This is a genomic window from Aquibacillus koreensis (assembly GCF_025154055.1).
GTDB classification, from domain to species: domain Bacteria; phylum Bacillota; class Bacilli; order Bacillales; family Amphibacillaceae; genus Aquibacillus_C; species Aquibacillus_C koreensis.
In genome coordinates, this window is sequence record NZ_JAOALK010000043.1 from 100,598 (window position 1) to 116,381 (window position 15,784).

The 15,784-nt window shown below is 36.0% G+C and carries 18 protein-coding genes; 7 read left to right on the top strand and 11 right to left on the bottom strand.

What is annotated here, in order from left to right:
- Positions 1 to 149: 149 nt before the first annotated feature.
- The 5 genes from NYQ66_RS12265 to NYQ66_RS12285 are packed head-to-tail and all read right to left on the bottom strand — an operon-like array spanning position 150 to position 3,886.
- Positions 150 to 692 (bottom strand): sigma-70 family RNA polymerase sigma factor, encoded by a 543-nt coding sequence (locus NYQ66_RS12265; protein ID WP_259869890.1) that lies wholly within the window; start codon positions 690 to 692, stop codon positions 150 to 152.
- Between the two features lie 48 nt (positions 693 to 740).
- On the bottom strand, positions 741 to 1,967 hold the full coding sequence (locus NYQ66_RS12270) for a YfgM family protein (protein ID WP_259869893.1): 1,227 nt from the start codon (positions 1,965 to 1,967) through the stop codon (positions 741 to 743).
- A 13-nt stretch (positions 1,968 to 1,980) separates the two neighbouring features.
- Complete coding sequence (locus tag NYQ66_RS12275; RefSeq protein WP_259869896.1) at positions 1,981 to 2,814, bottom strand: hypothetical protein; 834 nt, start codon at positions 2,812 to 2,814, stop codon at positions 1,981 to 1,983.
- Entirely contained in the window at positions 2,811 to 3,500 is a 690-nt protein-coding gene (locus tag NYQ66_RS12280; protein ID WP_259869899.1) for an ATP-binding cassette domain-containing protein, read from the bottom strand. The genes NYQ66_RS12275 and NYQ66_RS12280 overlap by 4 nt, the downstream gene beginning before the upstream one ends.
- Positions 3,501 to 3,502: 2 nt before the next feature.
- The gene (locus tag NYQ66_RS12285; protein ID WP_259869902.1) at positions 3,503 to 3,886 is read right to left on the bottom strand and encodes a GntR family transcriptional regulator; all 384 of its coding nucleotides are present in this window, start codon (positions 3,884 to 3,886) and stop codon (positions 3,503 to 3,505) included.
- Between the two features lie 279 nt (positions 3,887 to 4,165).
- Here NYQ66_RS12285 and NYQ66_RS12290 point away from each other — a divergent pair, with 279 nt between their 5' ends.
- Positions 4,166 to 4,963 (top strand): HAD family hydrolase, encoded by a 798-nt coding sequence (locus NYQ66_RS12290; RefSeq protein ID WP_259869905.1) that lies wholly within the window; start codon positions 4,166 to 4,168, stop codon positions 4,961 to 4,963.
- Between the two features lie 131 nt (positions 4,964 to 5,094).
- Here the strand turns inward: NYQ66_RS12290 and NYQ66_RS12295 are convergent, their stop codons facing one another.
- Entirely contained in the window at positions 5,095 to 5,427 is a 333-nt protein-coding gene (locus NYQ66_RS12295) for a hypothetical protein (RefSeq protein WP_259869908.1), read from the bottom strand.
- Between the two features lie 181 nt (positions 5,428 to 5,608).
- Between NYQ66_RS12295 and NYQ66_RS12300 the strand changes: the two genes are divergently transcribed.
- Entirely contained in the window at positions 5,609 to 7,036 is a 1,428-nt protein-coding gene (locus NYQ66_RS12300; protein WP_259869910.1) for a hypothetical protein, read from the top strand.
- A gap of 70 nt (positions 7,037 to 7,106) precedes the next feature.
- Here the strand turns inward: NYQ66_RS12300 and panF are convergent, their stop codons facing one another.
- Together panF and NYQ66_RS12310 are read right to left on the bottom strand one after the other, a co-directional pair.
- Positions 7,107 to 8,573, bottom strand: a complete 1,467-nt coding sequence (panF, locus tag NYQ66_RS12305) for a sodium/pantothenate symporter (RefSeq protein WP_259869911.1) — start codon at positions 8,571 to 8,573, stop codon at positions 7,107 to 7,109.
- Entirely contained in the window at positions 8,570 to 8,860 is a 291-nt protein-coding gene (locus NYQ66_RS12310) for a YhdT family protein (RefSeq protein WP_259869915.1), read from the bottom strand. The genes panF and NYQ66_RS12310 overlap by 4 nt, the downstream gene beginning before the upstream one ends.
- A gap of 208 nt (positions 8,861 to 9,068) precedes the next feature.
- Here NYQ66_RS12310 and NYQ66_RS12315 point away from each other — a divergent pair, with 208 nt between their 5' ends.
- Positions 9,069 to 9,251: a hypothetical protein gene (locus NYQ66_RS12315; protein ID WP_259869918.1), complete on the top strand. Its 183-nt coding sequence runs from the start codon at positions 9,069 to 9,071 to the stop codon at positions 9,249 to 9,251.
- Between the two features lie 178 nt (positions 9,252 to 9,429).
- Here NYQ66_RS12315 and sda read toward each other — a convergent pair whose 3' ends face one another.
- Both sda and NYQ66_RS12325 read right to left on the bottom strand, forming a co-directional pair.
- On the bottom strand, positions 9,430 to 9,561 hold the full coding sequence (gene sda / locus NYQ66_RS12320; RefSeq protein WP_259869921.1) for a sporulation histidine kinase inhibitor Sda: 132 nt from the start codon (positions 9,559 to 9,561) through the stop codon (positions 9,430 to 9,432).
- A 172-nt stretch (positions 9,562 to 9,733) separates the two neighbouring features.
- A complete protein-coding gene (locus NYQ66_RS12325; RefSeq protein ID WP_259869924.1) occupies positions 9,734 to 9,841 on the bottom strand; it encodes a YjcZ family sporulation protein in 108 nt (35 codons plus the stop codon).
- 868 nt (positions 9,842 to 10,709) lie between these two features.
- On the opposite strand from NYQ66_RS12325, the gene NYQ66_RS12330 reads away from it, so the two are divergent.
- Positions 10,710 to 11,024 carry an antibiotic biosynthesis monooxygenase family protein gene (locus NYQ66_RS12330; RefSeq protein ID WP_259869926.1) on the top strand — a complete coding sequence of 105 codons (315 nt, stop codon included), beginning with the start codon at positions 10,710 to 10,712 and terminating at the stop codon, positions 11,022 to 11,024.
- Between the two features lie 277 nt (positions 11,025 to 11,301).
- Here NYQ66_RS12330 and NYQ66_RS12335 read toward each other — a convergent pair whose 3' ends face one another.
- Positions 11,302 to 13,062 carry a recombinase family protein gene (locus NYQ66_RS12335; RefSeq protein WP_259869928.1) on the bottom strand — a complete coding sequence of 587 codons (1,761 nt, stop codon included), beginning with the start codon at positions 13,060 to 13,062 and terminating at the stop codon, positions 11,302 to 11,304.
- Positions 13,063 to 13,256: 194 nt separating this feature from the next.
- Here NYQ66_RS12335 and NYQ66_RS12340 point away from each other — a divergent pair, with 194 nt between their 5' ends.
- Genes NYQ66_RS12340 through NYQ66_RS12350 form a run of 3 tightly spaced genes read left to right on the top strand, consistent with a single transcriptional unit; the run spans position 13,257 to position 15,687 of the window.
- A complete protein-coding gene (locus tag NYQ66_RS12340; protein ID WP_259869930.1) occupies positions 13,257 to 14,189 on the top strand; it encodes an MvdC/MvdD family ATP grasp protein in 933 nt (310 codons plus the stop codon).
- A complete protein-coding gene (locus NYQ66_RS12345; protein WP_259869931.1) occupies positions 14,179 to 15,231 on the top strand; it encodes a hypothetical protein in 1,053 nt (350 codons plus the stop codon). The genes NYQ66_RS12340 and NYQ66_RS12345 overlap by 11 nt, the downstream gene beginning before the upstream one ends.
- A complete protein-coding gene (locus tag NYQ66_RS12350) occupies positions 15,232 to 15,687 on the top strand; it encodes a hypothetical protein (protein WP_259869932.1) in 456 nt (151 codons plus the stop codon). It abuts the gene before it with no gap.
- Positions 15,688 to 15,784: the final 97 nt, after the last annotated feature.

The following is a 15,784-nucleotide window of genomic DNA, read 5'->3' on the forward strand; positions in this document are numbered from 1 at the left end:
CGACGAAATGACTATCAATTACTTTCACCATATTATTTAAGAATTATTTGTGTACGGTAAACCACCTCACAACAATATACTACATACAAAGACGAATCTATCCTTATCAGACAGATTCGTCTTGTGATTCTTAGTCAAACCAAACCATTTTAGAACATTTCCTTTAACATCTTCTTTGCTCGAAATAAACGCGTTTTTACTGTTGATAGTTTAATATTTAGTTGAAGCTCTATTTCTTTGAGCGACATGTCCTTGTAATAATAAAGGATGATGACTTCTTCATATTTCGAAGGTAATTGCCTTAGTTTGCATCTGAGTTCTGCACGCTCACTATTACTTAGCACCTCAGATTCTGGCGTAGTTAATGCTTCATCATGAAAAATTTCCAGATCTTCCTGAAGCAAGTCCCGGTGACGATAGCCTTTTCGCAGGAAATCCAAGCAATGATTAATGGCAACTCGATTCATCCAGGAGTGAAAAGAGCAATCACCATGAAACTTATCACGCTTTAAGTAGCATTTAACAAGAATCTCATGGGCGAGATCTTCCGCTAAATAGGTATCTTTCACATAGGATAGTGCAAGTCTGTACACCTTGTTTTTGTATTCCTCATATAGCTCGTTAATTTTTTGTTCGCTTGTATATCGATCGATACTCGCTAGAAAAATGGAGCTATTCACTTTTGTTTCCATTTAATATCTCCTCTTTCTAGAAAGTCTGATGCCTACACAATTACATTTCTACCTTAAAAATATTTCATGTACATATAAATCGAAACTATCTAATTCTAACGAATCTTTAAGCACTATTTCTCCCTCAAAAAGTGGGTCACCCGATTTTAAGTCTGAAACAGTTATTGCAGCATTTGTACTTGCATTCATATAGGAATCGACAGCATAAAGTTTATCGTCATTTACTGTAATCATTGGTGTTAACACATTCCCATTTTCATCGTTTGACATTGGAATACGAAGTAACTGACCGTTTTTTTCATTTTCTAAATCAAACGGCGTTACTATAAATTCTTGCCCTTCTGCTCTCGTGAAATAAATATTAGATCCATCATAAAAGCTCAGTTGATTCTCCATTAAATCTAAGTCTGGCACATCAATTACTTCTGATTCTTTTGTTGCTAGATTGTAAGTAATAATTTCTTTATTCATCACTTCAAAGTCAGATGATTCTGGATGGTCGCTCTCTATTTCTTTTGTCGTTAGAAAGACAAGACGTTCATTGGCTTTGGTAGGATCAGTCTCAATTAGCTCCGCATTTATATAGAGATCTTTTTCTCCCTCTTCTTTAGGAAACTGAATAATAGATTCATGATGCGTAATATGTTGATCAGCTAGATCTATCGTGTACACATGTTTTTCATCATGGTATTCCTCATAATTTGGCATCATGTTTTGGGTAATAAGATGTAGCTCATCTCCAACGACCTGTACATCTTCCACAAAAATATGAGACAATACCCCACTGTCTGGAACCTCCACCGTAAAGGTGTTTGTATTCCCATCTTTTTTATTTAGGACAGAGATACTAAATGTAAAATCACTCGCCTTTAAAGAACCTCTTTTATAATCTACATCTGCATAGGCAAGAAACGATTCGTCTTCAAAAAACACGTCCGCCCAGGCATTCTTACCTCGCATAAAAGAACGATATTGCTCCTGCAAGTCTTTAATCAAAGTTGGAGGTTGTCCGATAATCTGATCAATTAAAGACCGACTATTATATTTAGAACCATTCGTAGATATTTTTAAATTTGTGCTCACATAGCTCGCGGAAGATGTATCCGCATAGGAACCATCCAACACTAAAGGCTTTATCTCACTTGCATCACCGCTTTGTTTTTGGATAACAAATTCTGGATACTGTTCTGCTGACGTTGCAGCGTTTACAAAGAAGGTTCCCAGACTAAGCACAATGACAGCAATGATTGCAGTAGATTTCCAATACTTTTTCATTTTTACACACTCCTTATACGGTGATCTTTTTCTTCAGTAAGAATCCACTCGTCCATATGGATCCTGCAAATATAATTAATCCCATTACAATCTCTAGCAGAAACAATTCAAGTGGGTAGAAAAAATGATCCACAACAAATTCTTGCAAAAGCAGCGGGGAAATAAACAGCACTACTGCAACCGCACCGTACAAAACAGCAGCGAAAATACCTTTCCACTTGAAGCTTCTCTCGAATAATATCCCAGTAAAAAGAATGCTGACAGCTAGCAAGCCCGCTCCATAATATAAGATTAGTTCCAATAAGCTTCCTGGAATAATGATACTAATTTCAGGCATGCTACTGACAACTTCTCTCACACCCATGTCATTTCGGAAATCACTCGGTACCATTCCTTTAAAGATTAGCAACTCGATCGGTAAAAGAATAAGTTGAAACGCTACGAAACCAAGTGTCATGACCATGATCGTGGTAATCTTTGCAAAGAAAATAGTTAATCTAGATGTAGGGAGCATTAACAATCGGTAAACAAATGTGTTTCTTCCAAACCAATCACGGTACCAAATTAGAAAAATGTAAAATGCTACACCTGCGATACAGAGCGCAATTGGCCCGAGGAACCAGACACTTCTTACCACCTGTATAAAACTCATTTGATTAAACATTTCAAGAAATTCTGCTATTGACATCATTTCTTCATACATTTTTTCATTCGCCATGTTCAAATATTTCCTTGCCTCCACTATCACTCCTACAATCTGCACGATTAATGTAATCCCTAGTAACACAGTAAATAACTTCGACACTCGATTGATTTCAAAATTAGCGAGTTTTATGTAATTTTTCATCGAACATACACCTCTCTCATCACATCAATGACAGACTTCCCTTCGTTCTCACGTGCTTCTTCCGCATTGAATTCTTTGGTAACCATGCCATCATCGAGTAAGACAACTTTATCAATTAAGTGTTCAATATCCCCTACTTCATGCGTCGTAATAATAACACCTCTGTTTTCAATCAGATGACTCGTGAAAACATTGGCAATCTCCTCACGACTAAACATATCGATGCCTGAAAATGGTTCATCCATTAATACATAGTCCACATCAAGGGCCAAGCCAAGCAACAGATTAACCTTTGCGGAATTCCCCTTTGATAAAGAAGCAATTCGATCATTTGGCTTTAATTTGAAAAAGCTAAGTAGTTCAGTGGCACGCTCTTGGTTCCAAGACGCATAAAAGTCATGCATAAACTCCATCGACTCCGCTATTGTCATCTGTGGTAGCATCGTAATCGCATCAGGAATAAAAGTAATTTTCTCAAATGTATTTTCCTTTAACGGTTCTCCATCTATTAAAATCTGACCTTTATGGATCGGGGTAAGTGCCATAATTGCATTTAAAATAGTTGTCTTTCCAACTCCATTTATTCCAATTAAGCAAGTAATTTCACCTTTATTGGCTGTAAAAGACACGCCTTTTAATATCTTCTTCCGACCGAATTTCTTTTCAACCTCTTTTACTTCAATCATGCTTATGCCTCCTTGTCCTCATCCTTACTGGTGTACTTTACCTTAACCAAATCGAGTAACTCTTCGACTGGTACATTTATGGAACGAACTGAAGCTACAAACGTATCGACAGCTTCTACTAACAGTTCTTCTCTCACCTTACCTAATATTGCTTGATCCGTTGTAATTTTACTTGGAAGATTCCTCTCTGTATAAATCAATCCCTGTTCCTCCATTTCCTTATACGCTCGTTGTGCGGTGTTAGGGTTCACTTTCATCCTATTCGCCAACTCCCGTCTCGATGGTATTTCCTCACCAGGCTCCAATTTACCAATTGCAATTTGTTCTTTAAAATACCGAACAATTTGCAAATAAACTGGATCTCGATTATTTAGTTTTATATTCATCGAAACATCTCCTATAAGACCTAATAAAATTCTCTTTTTAAAGTGTGTGTATTAAGTAGTTCATACACCTCATGTGTATTATATGGTTAATACACTTTAATTGTCAATCTTGGTTTTTATTTTATGAAGGCATGAATCTAATGATTAGGATAGAAGAAAGAGGATCACACGCTTTATTCAGAGTTTTTATATATCTTCATTTAACTCATACATTGTATTTACTAGGACTTAATATTTAATTGTTATGATGGACTTACTACCAATAAGGGGGCAGTGAAAATGAATGTTCGTGCAATATTTATTGATATGGATGGTACACTTCTAACAGCCTCAAACAACATTTCCCGCCGAAATAAAGAAGCCATTTATCAACTTATTAATCAGGGAGTAAAAGTTTTTCTAGCAACTGGTCGTCACTATGAGGTGACAGCTCCTTACCATAAAGAAATTGGATTACGTACCCCGATGATCTGTCTAAATGGCGCAGCAATTCATGATGCAGTGACTGGAAGAGTGATGCAAATGACACCTGTTCGAATAGACGAGCAACGGCTTCATGCTCTAACCGCTGAAAGTCCTTGTAACGTTATTGTTCATACAGCTAATGGTATCTATTGTAAGGAAACAAGTGAGGAAATAGACTATTGGACAGAAGTTGGTCAAATTTCTCCACGTTATATTGGAGATCTAAGAAAAGCAAATTATCATGATGTTCTTAAATATAGTGTACGAACAGGCACCCCAAGTCCGGAATTATCCTCCTTGTTTAACAATGAAGCTGCGGTTATTGATTGGAATGACGGGTTCGAAATCCTTGCTCCTAGCATTTCTAAATGGTCTGCGATACCGAGACTAACTCGTGCATTTGGAATAAATCCAAATGAAATAGTCACTATAGGCGATGGTCCGAACGATGTCGAAATGCTTCGTCAAGCAGGTACTGGTGTAGCCATGGGTAACGCTAGTAACGCAGTTAAGTCAGCAGCAGACTTTGTTACAGGACACCATGAGAATGATGGGGTAGCGGAGTTTATTGAACGATATCTCCTTAAATCATATGAACCCTTCGCGATTTAGTTCTTTAATATAGATGTATGGACGGTTTTCATTTATGTCATATACGAGTAGGCTACCTTCGAATTGAAACTGAAAAAGGAACTTGGATGAATGCTCCAAATTCCTTTTTCTATGTTATGCACTTAACCAGCTCACCTATTAAAAGGCAAGATCTCTGAATGTACAACCTTCTCATCTTCTACGATTAATTCATATGTCGTTTCCGTATCATCCTGTACGACGATTACCTCGTAAATAGTAGCTTCTTCTGAAACTCCAGCTCTTGCTTTCATATTTTCTGATATGTGTTCAACCACGTAATCACCTTCTATAACCGTGTCCAAGTGAGGCTCGACTATATTTTTTTCAAGGTCACCACCTACATTAAAACCTGGTAGTACCAAAATTAGAATAAGAATGGATAACGGCAGTGCAATAAGGATAAATATCTTAAGATCAAATTTCTTTTTCTTTCCTGTGCTCAAGTGTTAACCCCCTTAGTAATAGTTAAGGAAATACCCCTTTATAAGAATATACGTATGAATCCAGTAAATAGTTTCACTTCTACAATTTGCCACCCATATTGTCTCCTACTCACATCTGCCTATTTTCTTCATAGGATAGTTCCGTAGACTCTATATTCCTAGGTAAAGGAGATAGATAAAAATGGAACTAACCTTAGCACATTGGCTATATTTATCCGGAACGTTAATTATCATTTTAACGATGTTATTTAGACAAAATGTCGTTGTTCCAGCATTAGTAATGAGTTTTTTCGTCGCATGGTCCTTCACCGGGTCTTTTCTAGACGGCGTTCACGCTATTTTTAATGCAAACTTAACAGCAGCCACTGAGTTATTTAATATCTTTTTAATCATTGCGATTATGACCGCGTTACTACGTTCGATTCAGTCGATTGGTGCGGATGAACAAATGGTCAAACCGTTCCAAAAGATCATGAGCACTGGTACTTTATCATTTTGGGTACTTGTTGTAGTCACATACTTTTTATCGCTATTCTTTTGGCCAGCGCCGGCAGTGCCACTAATTGGTGCACTTCTCATTCCGGTTGCAATTCAAGCTGGTCTTTCACCTATGGGTGCTGCAGTTGCAATTTCACTTTCTGGTCACGGGATGGCATTATCCTCCGATTTTATTTTAAAAGTTGCACCAGAGTTAACGGCTTCTAGTAGTAGTGCGTTGGAAGCTAGCGCAATTGGGGAGCAAACACTTATCCTATCCCTTGTTGCCGGCGCCGTTTCCTTAACGATTGCTTATCTAATGTTCCGTAAATCAATTCGAAAACCATCGAAACAAAACCTTACGGAATGGGAAGAAAGTGGAGACGATGATCTAAAATTGAAATCAGACGACAACGAGGTTAAAAAAGGTAAATACAGTCCCGTTTTTGCATTTCTTGTACCTTCCGTCTTTCTCGTAATTGTTGCTTATGTTGTCTTAACTACTTTTTCTGATGCTTTACCAGCAATGGAAGATGGCGCAGGCTCTTCTCTAGTGGGTGGTACAGCAGTCATTTTAATCATTGTGATGTCACTGTTCCGCAACTACAAAGAAACATTACAAGAAGTGAGTGACCATATCGTAAACGGCTTTGTGTTTGCCTTTAAAGTTATGGGGCTTGTAATCCCTGTTGCAGCCTTTTTCTTTATCGGTAGCGGTGAACTTGCAGGTCAGATCTTTGGAACAGATCCAGATACAACTCCTGCATTTTTATTCGACTTAGTACAGGAAGGTCAGGGCTATATTCCAGATAACGCCTTTTTCACAGCGTTAGGTATCTTAGTTTTAGGGATGGTATCTGGTCTTGATGGATCCGGTTTCTCAGCTCTGCCACTCATTGGTTCCTTGTCAGAAGCATTAGCCGCTTCAACAGGAATAGACCCAACAACACTTGCATCGATTGGTCAAATTGGTGCCATTTGGGTAGGTGGCGGTACACTTGTCGCATGGTCTCCAATCGTTGCGATCGCAGGTTTCGCCAAAATTTCAGTCATTGACTTAGTACGAAAAAGCTTTATCCCAGTCGTTACCGGACTATTAGCTACCATGATCTTCGCACTACTATTCTTCTAAAAAGGAAGCAGGGGGACGGTTCTTGCGTTTCCAAAATTGGAAACACAAGAACCGTCCCCCTGCTCACATCTCAGACACTCCACAGTTTTTGAATAATTGCTTTTTGTTCGACGGCATTTACCTTTTGTGTAAGTAGACTTACTGATACATAACATAAGAATGATAGGATCACTGGTATGACTACTGCGTGCATGCCAAACGGGTTCGTATACACGCTATAAAGTAGAATATAACTGGATACGCCAATGATAATCGATGCTAGCGCCCCATAGGCATTTCCCTTTTTCCAATACAATCCCATAATAATCGGCCAAATAAATGCAGCTTCTAAGCCACCAAATGCAAATAAATTTAGCCATATCAACAAGTCTGGCGGATCTATCGCCATAAATAGTACCAATACACCCACCGTTGTCGTAACTGCTCCACTTAGCACCCGAATTCTTTTCTCATCGGCATCTGGTTTTACGTAGTTGATATAAATATCTTTTACGATCGACGAGCTAACGACCAACAACAACGAATCAACCGTAGACATAATAGCAGCTAGTGGTGCAGCAAGTAGGATGCCTGCAATCCAGTTCGGTAGCACATCCATCGCTAGCAACGGAATTACTTTATCCGCTTCTTCAATTCCCGGCAATACGGCCCGTCCAAAGACACCTGTTAGATGCATTCCGAGCATGATGATCCCAACAGTCACTGTTCCAATAATCAGTGCCTTATGAAGTGACTTAGAGTCACGGTATGACATGGCACGTACGGCTACTTGCGGCAATCCGACGACACCAACACCAACGAGAATCCAAAAAGAAGAAATATATAATGGCGTTAACGAACCATCAGCTCCATATGGTGTGATCAGGTTAGGATTTTCGGACACGAGTTCTGCCATAATGTTCGAGATCCCGCCACCAGCCACGATTGTCGCAATTAAAATGACAAGCGTTCCAACAAACATGATGACACCTTGTATGGCATCTGTAATAACCACGGCACGAAAACCACCAAATATAACATATAATAATAGCGTAATAGAAAAAATAAGAATAGCGGTCGTGTACGATAAACCCGTAATCGATTCAATTAAACGTGCGCCTCCAACCCATTGTGCTGCCATTGCTGAAAATAAGAAAATCACAATGCTAAATGCACTAAGAATCACTACCCATTTACTTCGGTATCGTTCCTTTAAAAAGTCGATCAACGTTATTGCGTTTATTTTTCTCGACATGATCGCAAATTTTTTCCCGAGAATAGAAAGTGTAAAATAACCCGTCACTAGTTGTGACATAGAGAGCAGCACCCAGGCCAGTCCAATCGAATAGGCAGCTCCAGGTCCACCTAAGAAACTACTACCACTTCCGTAAGTTGCGACCATCGTCATCGCTAAAATAAATCCACCGAGGCTCCTGCTACCTATAAAGTACTCATGCAAAAAAGTATTCGTGCTTTTTACAAACCTTGCTGCATATAATCCAATTAATATAATAATAAGTAAAAAGATAAGCAAAGGGATGATTACCGGCAAGTTCATAGGTCATCTCCCCCTTCATGATTAAGGGGAATATCTTTAAAGCCTTTTTTCACCATAAGGATGACAACACCAATAATGACGACGGTTCCGACGATACAGCTATAGAAAAACCATGCTGGCAACCCAAATATATAAGTATATGTATCGACTGGCTTCGATCCCAAACCATAAGCAAAGCCAAACCACCATATAAAGTTGATCACTGCAACACCGCATCCAATAAGCGCTTCCCGGTTTGCAATCTTGAACCTTGGATCTTCTTTAAAATCTGTATAGCGATCCTTCACTCTATCACCTCATTATCCATATCACAATCACTAGCAATCTATATTATTATAGTAGCCTTTACACAATTGTACCAATGAAACTATCTGTGTGCGTAGGAAAACTCGACATTATCCAGAATTTTTAGAAAAAAGGATTATATTATCACTTTATCTTTTGTAGTTGAATAGGATATAATATACAATATAAATAAGGGGGAATATCTTCAAAATGGCAACCAAACAAAGGAGTATCTCCAAACTTTATAGGAAATTAGTCACATCTAATGAGATGAAGGCATTTCTTATCTTTGAAAAATGTGATGAATCAACAAAAGAAATACTTAAGAAGAAGCTTTCGGAAGCTGATTCAAATCAAGCAAAAAACATATTAAACAAAATTCAAAATGTATAAGACCGTCACAAGTTGACTGTCTTATTTTTTTGTCTTTTATCGGATGATATATTCAGATTTTCGCATCTAGCTCTTCCATAAATAACACGAAAAAGGAAGGCGAATAACCTTCCTTTTTATCTATTTACCTTTATGTAATTTTTAAAGATCGTATGTAGTGATTTCATGACGAACCCAATTAAGCTATTTCCACTTCCAGACCTCTACTTTTTAACTCTTTCTCTAGTAAATCAATAAATTCTTTATCTAGATTTAGCTCGATCCCCTTTTTGTAACTATCAAATAATTGCTTATCTGATAAAGAATGCATGATTTGCCTCCTCTTATGTTCATTGTATTATACTAATTCCACAATTTATTATATTTAAACATGTGAGGCTCATAATAGCACTAAAGTCTTAATTACACTAGATGACGGGGTAAGATGGAACCCCCCCCATCATACCCCGTCATCGTTATAACAGTTCTATCCTGGTAGCATTTTAATAAGCGCCGTAGCCACCTACAAAAGAAGTTCCAACAATAATTAGAAGAATAAACAACACGACAATTAACGCAAAGCCTGATCCATTACCATATCCTGCACTCATCAATTTTGCCTCCTTTCAACTGTTATAGTAGTATCTTATTAATATTCGGCTGAAACGGAAGGGACAAATGCGGATATTTAAGGAGTTTTTTAGAACATTTCGTGCATTAGAACTAGGCCTATCTGTTTGGCGATACCTTAGCGGCCTCTGCTCTTTCTAAGAATATATGTAATATCCAATATCCATACACGACATTGTTTATAGATAAAATACCAATCACCCATAGTGGTAATCCATCTATCCTAAATCGGTCAACAAAAGTCCATATTAAATATATATAAATGCAAAACCTGATCATATTTAAACCTATAGATCCTTTTGAAAAAAATAGTAATCTCCATGAAAATACTTTTTCACTAAACGTTCTACTTGATAAAAAATAAACAAGTATATAGAAGAGAACATTAAACAAAAATAAAAAAATTGGAGCAAAAATCATTGCAAGCCCTGCACCTGCAACATTATCAATCTCAGGATTTTCTCCTATACGAATAACAATTACTTCATACTGCTTATATAATGCGTAACAAGATAGAAAGGAGATAATTAGACACGTATATATTTCGTTTGTTTGTTATCTTCACTGTTCCACCTCTTCATAGGTTTATTATTTCATAAATTGCTAAGGGTATATATAAATAAACATCTCAAAATAAAGGAAAGATATAGCTCCAAGGATACTATAGCACAATAATTGATATTCTGAGTTGGGACTTATGAAGTCAAAGTGAACGATGAAAAACAGGTGCACTATCAGAGGCTATTATCTATATATGGACATTTTTCAAACATTCATTATGCCAAGATTATTCTATCTATTTTACTAGTATAATAACCGTAACAACTTTAATAAATAGGAGAGTTTATCATGTATGTCGTTATGAATGAACATTTCGTTCCAAAAGAAGAAAAACAACAAAAAGCTAGCCGATATGCACAAAGCCCAGAAAGAATGAAAGATGTTCCTGGATGTTTGGAGTTTATGTTCTTGAATGAAGAGAATGACGGGAAACAGATTGTCTATACGAAGTGGGAATCAAAGGAAGCATATTTAGCCTGGCGTGAAGGTGAAGGATATCACACATCCCATGCGCAACGCTTAAGAACTAAGGTAGAAAAGCCGGGTGTTTTTAATGAGATTCATCAATATGAAGTTGTGCATCATTATACTGAAAACGCTTGAAAAAGGTAGTTGAGTTTTCTTTTTTCAAAAAGCAAGATGAGCTCGCCTACCTGTGTAACTTTTATAGGTAGGCGAGCTTTTATTCTCCTCGACATTATATTGGAGTCTATTTGCTCAATAATATCTAACATAGTGCCTTGTAACTCGTTCCTACGTCGAACCTGTTCGTTATTTAGTATAGGAGCTTATAATCTGCTCGCATGTTTGTACGGTTTGACTCGTATAACAAAAAAAAAAACGACATTCCAACGATTTTTATCGCTAGAATGTCGCTATATTACAGTTTATAAGATACCGGTGGACCGAACTCGACGTTATACACACAATTATTATATTCATTAAGTGCCTTATCGATAATCTCCTGTATTCCCTTTGCTTCATTTTCGGTTAACTCATTTTTGTTAGCTTTCATCCTATTATAGAGTTTAAAAGCAGATTTTATATTCAACAATAATTTTAATTCCTCTTTCCTAAAAGCAAAAGTGATATCCAGCTTCGTCCGGTTAAATTCTTCCTCATCTTGTATTTCAACAACCCTAACAAAGTTTCTTGTTATTGGTCCAACTTGATTAATACCTAAAACCACAAATTCTTTGAAGTTTTCGCCCTCAAAAAACATCTCTTCTATCAATTTTTTTAATTCTATTAACATTTCCTTTGTTTTCTCATTCTTACTGTTATCCTTTAATTTCCCCTCTAAGTTCTCAATCTCTTCATTTCTAAACTGAATTTCACCTTCATACTGATTAATTAATTGATCATTATCTGTTCGAACGATTAATTTGAGGTAGCGGCTCTGTTCATCTTTTAAACGATCAATTTCCTTAGTAATCTCAGCACTCTCACTCAACCCTGCCTCAATTTCTTTAATCATATCAGAAAAGGTCTGCTTATACATATTTAGAAAAGTGTCTTTGTTAAGCACTTCTGTTATTGAATCATGAATCAATTGATCAACCCAATCTATCCTCAGACCCCGTTTATTTGTACAGTAAGGTTTCCCTTTTGTTTTATATCCTCCACATACATAGTAGTCGAACTTATTCCCAGAACCATTCCTTTTTGGCCCATGGTAATACTTATGCCCACATGAAGAACATTGTAATATTCCACTTAAGAATTGATTACCACTTACTCGCTTGTCTAAATTCTCTGGATTAGATCGATTTCGCTTTTTCATTAATTTTTGTACCGATAAGTATTGTTGTTTTGAAATAATCGGTGGGTGATTATTTTCAACAATTATCCACTCTTCTTCATCAGTTTTTTTCTTTTTTGTGCGGCTAATATTTTTGCGTTTCGAATATACATAATCTCCTGTATAATGTACGTTTTTTAAGATAGACTGAAGTGTTCCAACAGAGTAGTCATCTCTACCAAGAAAGGCATTCTTATTTAAATAATTTCTAATTTTGATTATTCCATCTCCGTTTATATATCTATCAAAAATGAGTTTTACTACTTCTGCTTCTTCTTCCTTAATAACAAATTTTTGATTATCTTCATTTAAAACATAACCAAAAGGGGGAATGCCCCCTAAAAATTGACCACGAAGTGCCTTATTACGCATGTTGTCTCGAACATTTTCAGCTATTTGTTCACGCTGAAGCTGAGCTACAGCACCGATTATATTAATTAAAAATTTCCCATACATTGTATCAGTTCTTAGAAACTCCTCGGTACAAGATACAAAATCAACTTTATGCTCCTCAAGAACGACTAAATACTTATTTAAATCCAGAACATCTCGCGCAAATCTACTAAGACTATATACAATAACCGCATCAACATCTTTATTTGTCCTTATTTCATGAAACATTTTTTGGAAATCAGGGCGATCGTCTGTCCCACCACTATAATCTAAGTCTTCAAAAACATTAATAATCTCATAACCTTTTTGCTCACAATATCTTTTGATATGCTCCATCTGGGTTTGAGGACTCTCTTTATCCCGAAATCTAGCATTTTCACTTTTTGATTTTTCTCTCCCCAATCTAGAAACTCTTATGTATGCTAATGCCTTTTTTTTGTTATTCAATTTTACTCCCCCTTATTTTAGATGTTATTATAACGGGCCAAAAGGAAAAGGACGAGTCATGCATACTTAAAACAAGTAGACTATATTACCCTCTCAAAAAAACTATTTAAATTGTAAATACGGTATAATTGTCTAAAATGGGTTTAGAAGTTTTATTAAGGAATGGTTAAAAATATTAGTGGAGGAAATCAAATATGTACATTTTAATCATAACGAATTCGATGGACCTCACTGTCGATAGTATTATCCATCAATTCAGTGATACAGTTAGTTTTTTTCGTTTTAATACTGATAAATTTAATGACTATGAAATAAAGGTCACTAATGAAGATACAGTTATTTCAAATACAATCTCAAACGTTTCAATTAATATTAATGATTGTCATGGGGTTTATTATAGAAAGATTACTTTACCAGATCTTCAAGGATTTGATGCTAAATATAGAAATTTAATGTACAAAGAAATGATGGCTATAATAGAAGGAATAGCAGAAAATGCTGGAAAAGTAGCATTAACAAGACCTTCAATTCTTAAAAAGGCCGATAACAAGATTGTTCAAATACATGTTGCAAAAGAAGTTGGTTTTACCGTTCCACCCTCTCTACTAACCAATTCAAATAATTCTGCACGAGAATTTGTAGCATCTCAAGAAAGCTCAATTGTAAAACCTATATCGGTCGGAAGAATAAATACAAGCCAGACCGTTAATTTCATTCAAACCAATATAGTCAAAGATACAGGATACATCGAAGGACTTGAATTTTCACCGGCCTATTTTCAAACATATGTGGAGAAAGATTATGAAGTACGATTAACCATTGTGTACGGTGAATGTTTTGGTGTTAAAGTGGAATCTTCGAATAATGTTGACTGGCGTAAAAAAGATGCCAAGGTACACTACAGTAAAATTAAAGTTCCAGAGGATATTGAGATGAAATGTTATGAAATGATGGACAAGCTCAACATACATTTTGCTGCATTTGATTTCATTGTAAATAAACAAAAATATATCTTCTTAGAACTAAATGCAAATGGTCAGTGGCAATGGCTTGAGGAGAAACTAAATCTAGGTATTTCAGATAAAATTGTGGAGTACTTAACTGGAGAAGATAAGAATGAGAAGTAAGATACTATTATTCCTTTGCAAGATTTTATCGTATAGTCCCATTTTAAGAATATCCGATGATTTGCGTTTTGGCGAAGTTCAAGAAAGTTCCCTAGGGCGATTAAGGATTTCTTTCCTAAGTTTTAATTTGGGTAAGAGAATCATTCATTTAATTACTTTTTGTACTAAAACTAAGGAAATAAAAATCTCAAAAATAATTAACTTAGAGGAAGTGTGTAATTATCCCAACGATGAAGCAGATGCAGCTTACGATACCTATAAGTTGGAACTTGAGACAGTTAGTGATGATAAAGTTTTAATTCACAAAGAAGCACTCATGTACAAGATTAACCAGTTGGAAGGCACAAAGAATAAGACATTTAATAAATATGTTGCTTACATAGCAATAATTGCTTTGATTTTGCCACTATACGGGACACAATTGGGGAAACTTCATAATCTCACAGGTGATTATAAGCTATTATTTTTAGTTACTCTCGTCTATGTTCTAATTAATTTACTCTTATTTTTCAATGACTTTATGAAAGTCAGAGGATATAATAGAACCCTATTTAGCTCAATCCGGAACTCAGATACTCCATTGAAAGAACTTACCGAGTTACTGTATTACGAGTGGCACACTATTAAAAGTGAAAGTAATTTTCAAGTCACTTTAATTAAAAATATAGAAAAGTATATGATATGGTTTGTTATAATTAGCGTTTTGCTTCTTGCTTCTCATACTGCTGAACAACATATTTCAAAAGTACACAGTAGTATAGATATAGAAACAAACAGTTCACCATCGACCCTTATCCATTTAACTGAGTCCCCGTCTAATGGTAATTTTCTGAAGATTAATGATTTAGAGCTTACTAACCTAAAAGATCGATTGCTATACAGCAATATTGATAAGCTAATAATATTGTATAATGAAGAAACTTCTAGTTCCTCAGCGTTAGTGAAATTCCTAGATATGTATAATAAGGGGTCTGCTGATATAATAGAATTAAGAGATACTAACACGCAAATGATTTCAGTTATAGTAATTGAGGAGGATTAGATGAAGAAGCCGTATATTAGCCTATATGCTGAAGAGTACCCAATACAAGAAGATATTACCTTGGTTTATGACCATTTGACTCAAGTGAATTACTTGGATAAAGAAAAAACAATACACGCTGCATTTTTTGGACCTCGCGATAAATCAATTGAAACAAGAGTTATTGAAAATAATGATGCTGATGAAAGTTATGCAGGGCCTAATACTACAAGAGAAACTGCTACCTTAGAAGACACTGATGAAGACAACTATCAATTTTTTGAACCAGATACAACTAAACTTAGTGAAACTGTAGAAAACGGAGACGACATTGAATGTCAACTCGGTCCACCCACTACTAGACAAACTTTTGTAGTAGAAAATGATGATGAAGATGAAATGCTAATGGGCCCTGACTCTACTCGTATTACTAAGACATTGGAAGCTAGTGATCCGGATGAGTATCCCATATTATAGATTTTTTATGAACACAGTTTACGATTAACCATTATAAAATGAACCATAGATTATCAATGTAGTATGATGGCTTTATTTTTAGAATTGTTATTAGCAG